Consider the following 5,783-nt stretch of genomic DNA (forward strand, 5'->3'; position numbering starts at 1 on the left):
CCCCTATTTCGAGCGCTCTCCCGAGCGTCCCTGATAAAAATCTCTCACAAAATCATCTACCGTTCCCATCTCGATTGCACCCCGCAATCCACTCATCAGCTCCTGGTAGTAGTAGAGGTTGTGGATGGTATTCAACCGTGCCCCCAAAATCTCATTGGTACGCTGCAGATGGTGCAGATAGGCTCGACTGTAATTTCTACAAGTTTCGCATCCACACTCTGAATCCAGCGGACGAGGATCCATCTTGTGGCTGGCGTTACGAATGCGTACATCCCCTCTGCGGGTAAAGAGGTGACCATTGCGTGCATTTCTGGTCGGCATCACACAATCGAACATATCCACCCCACGCAATACCGCCTCTACAATATCCTCCGGCTTTCCTACACCCATTAGGTAACGGGGGTGATCCTCTGGCATCTCGGTTGAGAGATGGTCCAATATACGGATCATATTCTCCTTGGGCTCGCCTACCGAGAGACCGCCAATTGCATAGCCATCAAACCCGGTCTCTACCAGTCCAGCCAGTGACTCCGACCTCAACTCCGTATACATCCCCCCCTGCACAATACCAAACAGTGCGCTATTGGAATCCCCGTGTGCATCCTTGCAACGGACTGACCAGCGGCTGGAGAGCTCCATCGAGATCCGTGCCGTCTTCTCATCTGCCGGATATGGGGTGCACTCGTCAAACACCATGACAATATCGGACCCTAGCGCATGCTGAACTGCTATCGCCTCCTCTGGACCAAGAAACACCTTGCTACCATCTATTGGGGAGCGAAAATCAACCCCTTTCTCGGATATCTTGCGCATATCACCAAGACTAAAGACCTGAAACCCACCCGAATCGGTCAGGATTGGAAGATCCCAATGCATAAAGTCGTGCAGATCACCATGTGCCTTGATCACCTCGGTACCTGGGCGCAACATCAGATGGAAGGTATTACCGAGAACAATCTCGGCACCCATACCCTTCAGCTCTTCCGGAGTCATTGATTTGACCGTACCGTACGTCCCTACCGGCATAAATGCCGGGGTCTCTACATTGCCACGCTCAAAAGATAACTGTCCTCTTCTGGCCAACCCATCCTGATGAGTTTTTTTAAACCTCACTGCTCTGCCCTTCCTGTCAAAAACATTGCATCCCCATAACTGAAGAAACGGTATCTCTCATCAACCGCATGTCTGTATGCATCCATAACCTGCCTGTAGCCTCCGAATGCCGTAACCAGCATCATCAATGTTGATTCGGACAGATGAAAATTTGTCAGTAAAGCATCTACTGTTTTGAACCTATATCCCGGAGTAATAAAAATATCCGTCTCTCCGGAAAATGGTGCTATCTCTCCATCCCTGGATGCACTCTCCAGACTACGCACTGCGGTGGTTCCTACAGCGATCACCCGACCACCGGCAGCCCTGGTAGAGCGCACCTGATCACAGAGCTCCTCACTCACCTCAAACCACTCACTATGCATAACGTGGTCTTCTATATGTTCTGCCCGCACCGGCTGAAAAGTTCCTGCCCCCACGTGAAGAGTTACAAACCCACTCTTCACCCCCATATCCGACACCTGTTGAAGCATATCCTCTGTAAAGTGCAGGCCTGCTGTTGGTGCCGCCACCGCCCCATGATGGCGGGCATATACAGTCTGATAACGCTCTCGATCATCCTCATCAGCCTCCCGCTCAATATATGGTGGCAGCGGTATTCTTCCCACCTCCTCAAGCAGCTCAACAACACTTCTTGAACCAAAAAATCGCACCTCAAACAGCTCTCCACTACGACCGACAACCTCAGCCTCTATCTTCTCCTCCAACAACAGACGTCCGCCAGGTTTTGGAGATTTACTGGAACGCAGATGGGCAAGCAGACAGTGCTCATCCAGTATCCGCTCCACCAGCAACTCCACCTTGCCACCACTCTCTTTTTTACCAAAAAGGCGGGCTGGAATCACTCTGGTATCATTAAAAACAAGCAGATCATCTGCCTTAAGTAACGATAATATCTTATTGAATTCACTATCAATAACCCCGTCATCCTGATCAACAACCAAGAGACGACTCTCACCCCTGTTTGCAGGAGGAGTCTGTGCAATCAGCTCATCAGGAAGATCAAATTGAAAGTCACTCTTGCGCATGGCGCGCTAGGATACTACAGCTTGAGCGCATCCTGTAGTAAATACCCCACTTCACCGCCACCCCAAACCGTGGCAAAATAACCTCCAGACAGAACCACAACGAAACTACTAAACTATGAAATGGATTGGTGCACACGTTAGTACCGCAGGGGGTGTACAAAATGCGCCTGAAAACGCCCACAATATTGGGGCGAAGGCATTTGCCCTCTTCACCAAAAACCAGAGACAGTGGAACGCAAAACCACTTACCACCGAGCAGATTGATGGCTTTCAGGCTGCGATGGAAAAATATGGCTATAGCGCCAACCAGGTGCTTCCACACGATAGCTACCTGATCAACCTTGGCCACCCCGAGGAGGATGCACGCAGGAAATCGCTAAATGCATTTATCGACGAGCTGGAGCGCTGCCACCAACTTGGCCTTACCCTGTTAAATTTTCATCCCGGTAGCCATCTTCGCAAAATAGATGAGGAGCAGTGCCTGGACCTTATTGCTGAATCAATTAACCACGCACTTGAAAATACCACAGGGGTAACAGCTGTAATCGAAAACACCGCCGGACAGGGCTCCAATATGGGGTACCGCTTTGAACACCTGGCACACATTATCGACAAAGTTGAGGATAAGGAGAGGATTGGTGTCTGCATCGATACCTGTCACAGCTTTGCGGCCGGTTATGACCTGCGCACCGCTGATGCCTACAGTGAGACCATGGGAGCCTTTGACGAAATTGTCGGCTTCAACTATCTGCGTGGCATGCACATAAATGACTGCAAATCAGAGTTTGAGAGCAGGGTTGATCGCCACCATAGCATCGGCCAAGGCACTATCGGCCTGGAGGGGTTCCGATCAATTATGAATGACGAGAGAATTGACGAGATTCCAATGGTGCTGGAGACAATAAATAGTGATATCTGGAGAGAGGAGATTGAGCTTCTTTACGGTATGATCAACCAAACATAATTTTGTATATTCAATATTTGGGGCGGAGGGTAACCTAATGGAGATTAATAATTTCAAGGCCTATTGTGATCAGTTCGATCGGGCCAGCAGTGAACTCAAGCTTGATAAAGACCTCGCCACTCTCCTCAAATATCCCGACCGTGAACTCAGTGTCGATCTACCGTTGGTTAGAGACGACAAATCCCTTACCGTACTGCGCGGATACCGCATACAACATAACAATGCTCGTGGCCCCTTCAAGGGTGGATTGCGTTTTCACCCCTGTGTCGACAAGGATGAGGTTCGTGCCCTCTCGGCATTGATGACATTCAAGACCGCACTTATAGATATCCCTTTTGGCGGTGGCAAAGGTGGCATCCAGGTTGATCCGGAAGAGCTTAGTACACGTGAACTTGAACAGCTAACCAGAACATTTGTGCGGGCAATCAAGCCCATCATCGGTGTTCATACCGACATACCTGCCCCTGACGTCAATACCAACGCCCAGATCATGGCCTGGTTTATGGATGAATATAGCGAGACCCATGGTTACACCCCGGGAATTGTGACCGGCAAACCAATCAGTCTGGGAGGTTCCCTGGGACGAGAGGCCGCCACCGGCTATGGCACATCTATCATTCTGCGCGAGGTTGCACAACACAGAGGGATAGAGCTGAACGGTGCTACTGTTGTCATCCAGGGGTTCGGCAATGTCGGGACCTGGGCTGCACACCATCTACACAAATTTGGATGCAAGATAATAGCTGTCAGTGACCGCAACGGAGGGATCGTAAACAATAACGGTCTGGATATTGGTGCGCTCCTTGAACACAAAAAAGAGAGTGGTTCAATCCATGGTTTTGACGATACAGAGTCTATAGATAACGAGGCTATTCTCCGTCTTCCATGCGACTTCCTGATTCCTGCTGCCCTTGGTGGAGTAATCCACAAGATGAATGCCAATGAACTGCGGTGCAAGGTAGTGGTGGAGGCTGCAAATGGTCCTACTACCCCCCCAGCTGATGATATCCTCAGGCACAAAAACATACCGGTAATCCCGGATATTCTCGCCAACAGCGGTGGGGTTGTCGCGTCCTACTACGAGTGGGTGCAAAACCTGCAACAACACTACTGGGACGAGGAGCTGGTGAACAAAAAACTTGAGACAAAACTGGTGAATGGATTCTATGAGGTTGCAGCTCTGGCCCACTCAAGAGAGGAGCTATCCTACCGAACCGCTGCATTTATGATTGCAATCAAAAGAGTTGCCGATGCAGTCACCCTGCGGGGACGAATTAGTTAAATTATCTACACTCAACCTCTGATGCCTCCCAAAAATCCCTGCCATAATCGATAAAGATCTCCTCCCCGGGGCGAATTCTCTTCAATGCCTCAATGCGCGCTTTTTTCCAGCGGGTAGAGACCACAAAGTGGGCGTTAGGCTTTTCTGAATGGTTTACATAGCGCGTATAGCCATCCCCCACAATCAGGCAGTCACGGCAAACCCAGAGCAGGTAGTGAGAGTCAATATATGGCTCCGTCTCAGACTGTGCATCAGTGATAATCTCACCCAGATATGGGCCAATAGTATCGTTCTTGTACAGAGTCACGCCAGCAAACAGCCCCTGACCACAACCAGGAATTGTAGATGGAGCAACCTCAAAATGGCTCTCTTCATAAATAACAGACCGACGCGACATTTCACCCTCCAAAACAGCATTCAATTGCTCAATTGAATTGATTTTTAACTATCCCTGTGATACAATGAGAGATGTTACAGTGAACCTAATTACAACTACAAGACCTCAGGGGTTTTCATGAAAAAATTAAATCTTGTTATGAGCACGGTAATCGCCGCATTGATTGCCGGAAGCGCAGTAACCACTGCCTCTGCTGCAGAGGGCGGCGCGGACAAAGCTGCTCCAACACAACAGCAGGCCTCGCCTCGCCAGAGCCGACCACAAAACCGTCCCCCAATGCCTTATGGCGGAATGCCACCCTACGGCATGATGCCTCCACAAGGGATCTCTCCTTATGGCCCCGGACCCATGCCATACGGTATGCCTCCACAGTACGGTATGCCTCCACAGGGAATGGCACCTTACGGTGGACCAGGAATGAATCCTTACGGCCCACCAATGGGTTACAGAGCACCAAATTATGGTCCTAACCAGTACAACTCCCCAGGCTTTAGCCCCTCTTTCAACCCACCAACCATGGAGCCACCATGGGGAAATGACAAGAGCCTTGATATGAGCCCAATGCGTTTCTGGCCAGTACCAGGCACAGGAAACCCATGGCACCACAAACCATGGGAGCCAGGTGCACCATGGGGTGACTCCGACAAGTTCTCTGATCCACCAGATGAGGCCTTCCATGAGGCAGAGGATTTTCTTGCCGATGCCCCAAGAATGCCAGGTGGTTGGGAACTTCCAAACATCTCCATGCCAAGCCCATTCGAGATCGGAGAGCAGGTTGGAGACCAGAGCTGGCTATTGCCTGAAAACTTCAAGATGCGTGATCGCAAGCGCCCCTCCCGCTACCGCAAGTACTTCCCCAACGAGAAGTAGGCGGTTGGCAGTAGACGATTATGGGAGTCTGGGGCTGTCCGCACGAGGCCGACGGGAACTGTCAAAAAGTCCAGGATGAGCAGTGTGATCCGGGGATGAAGGGGTGTGTTCTGGCTGGCCGTTTTCGCT

Annotated in this window: 6 protein-coding genes; 3 read left to right on the forward strand and 3 right to left on the reverse strand. The window is 50.6% G+C overall.

Annotation, left to right across the window (positions count from 1 at the left end; genetic code table 11):
- Positions 1-3: 3 nt before the first annotated feature.
- Positions 4-1,113: a tRNA guanosine(34) transglycosylase Tgt gene (gene tgt / locus AC3ZFK_RS04380; protein ID WP_487506672.1), complete on the reverse strand. Its 1,110-nt coding sequence runs from the start codon at positions 1,111-1,113 to the stop codon at positions 4-6.
- A complete protein-coding gene (gene queA / locus AC3ZFK_RS04385; protein ID WP_487506673.1) occupies positions 1,110-2,141 on the reverse strand; it encodes a tRNA preQ1(34) S-adenosylmethionine ribosyltransferase-isomerase QueA in 1,032 nt (343 codons plus the stop codon). Before queA ends, tgt begins: the two co-directional genes overlap by 4 nt.
- 115 nt (positions 2,142-2,256) lie before the next feature.
- Here queA and nfo point away from each other — a divergent pair, with 115 nt between their 5' ends.
- Positions 2,257-3,105: a deoxyribonuclease IV gene (nfo, locus tag AC3ZFK_RS04390; RefSeq protein ID WP_487506675.1), complete on the forward strand. Its 849-nt coding sequence runs from the start codon at positions 2,257-2,259 to the stop codon at positions 3,103-3,105.
- A 37-nt stretch (positions 3,106-3,142) separates the two neighbouring features.
- Positions 3,143-4,387 (forward strand): Glu/Leu/Phe/Val family dehydrogenase, encoded by a 1,245-nt coding sequence (locus AC3ZFK_RS04395; protein ID WP_487506676.1) that lies wholly within the window; start codon positions 3,143-3,145, stop codon positions 4,385-4,387.
- 1 nt (position 4,388) lies between these two features.
- Here the strand turns inward: AC3ZFK_RS04395 and AC3ZFK_RS04400 are convergent, their stop codons facing one another.
- On the reverse strand, positions 4,389-4,784 hold the full coding sequence (locus AC3ZFK_RS04400) for an SET domain-containing protein (RefSeq protein WP_487506677.1): 396 nt from the start codon (positions 4,782-4,784) through the stop codon (positions 4,389-4,391).
- Positions 4,785-4,901: 117 nt separating this feature from the next.
- Here AC3ZFK_RS04400 and AC3ZFK_RS04405 point away from each other — a divergent pair, with 117 nt between their 5' ends.
- Positions 4,902-5,654, forward strand: coding sequence for a hypothetical protein (locus AC3ZFK_RS04405; protein WP_487506678.1), 753 nt, complete (start codon positions 4,902-4,904; stop codon positions 5,652-5,654).
- Positions 5,655-5,783 lie beyond the last annotated feature (129 nt).

The organism is Candidatus Thiopontia autotrophica, from assembly GCF_982804495.1.

What these genes read in the sequence shown, in the direction of transcription:
- nfo (WP_487506675.1), top strand. Translation starts at nt 2,257, where the DNA reads ATGAAATGGATTGGTGCACACGTTAGTACCGCAGGGGGTGTACAAAAT.
- AC3ZFK_RS04395 (WP_487506676.1), top strand. Translation starts at nt 3,143, where the DNA reads ATGGAGATTAATAATTTCAAGGCCTATTGTGATCAGTTCGATCGGGCC.
- queA (WP_487506673.1), bottom strand. Translation starts at nt 2,141, where the DNA reads ATGCGCAAGAGTGACTTTCAATTTGATCTTCCTGATGAGCTGATTGCA.
- AC3ZFK_RS04405 (WP_487506678.1), top strand. Translation starts at nt 4,902, where the DNA reads ATGAAAAAATTAAATCTTGTTATGAGCACGGTAATCGCCGCATTGATT.
- AC3ZFK_RS04400 (WP_487506677.1), bottom strand. Translation starts at nt 4,784, where the DNA reads ATGTCGCGTCGGTCTGTTATTTATGAAGAGAGCCATTTTGAGGTTGCT.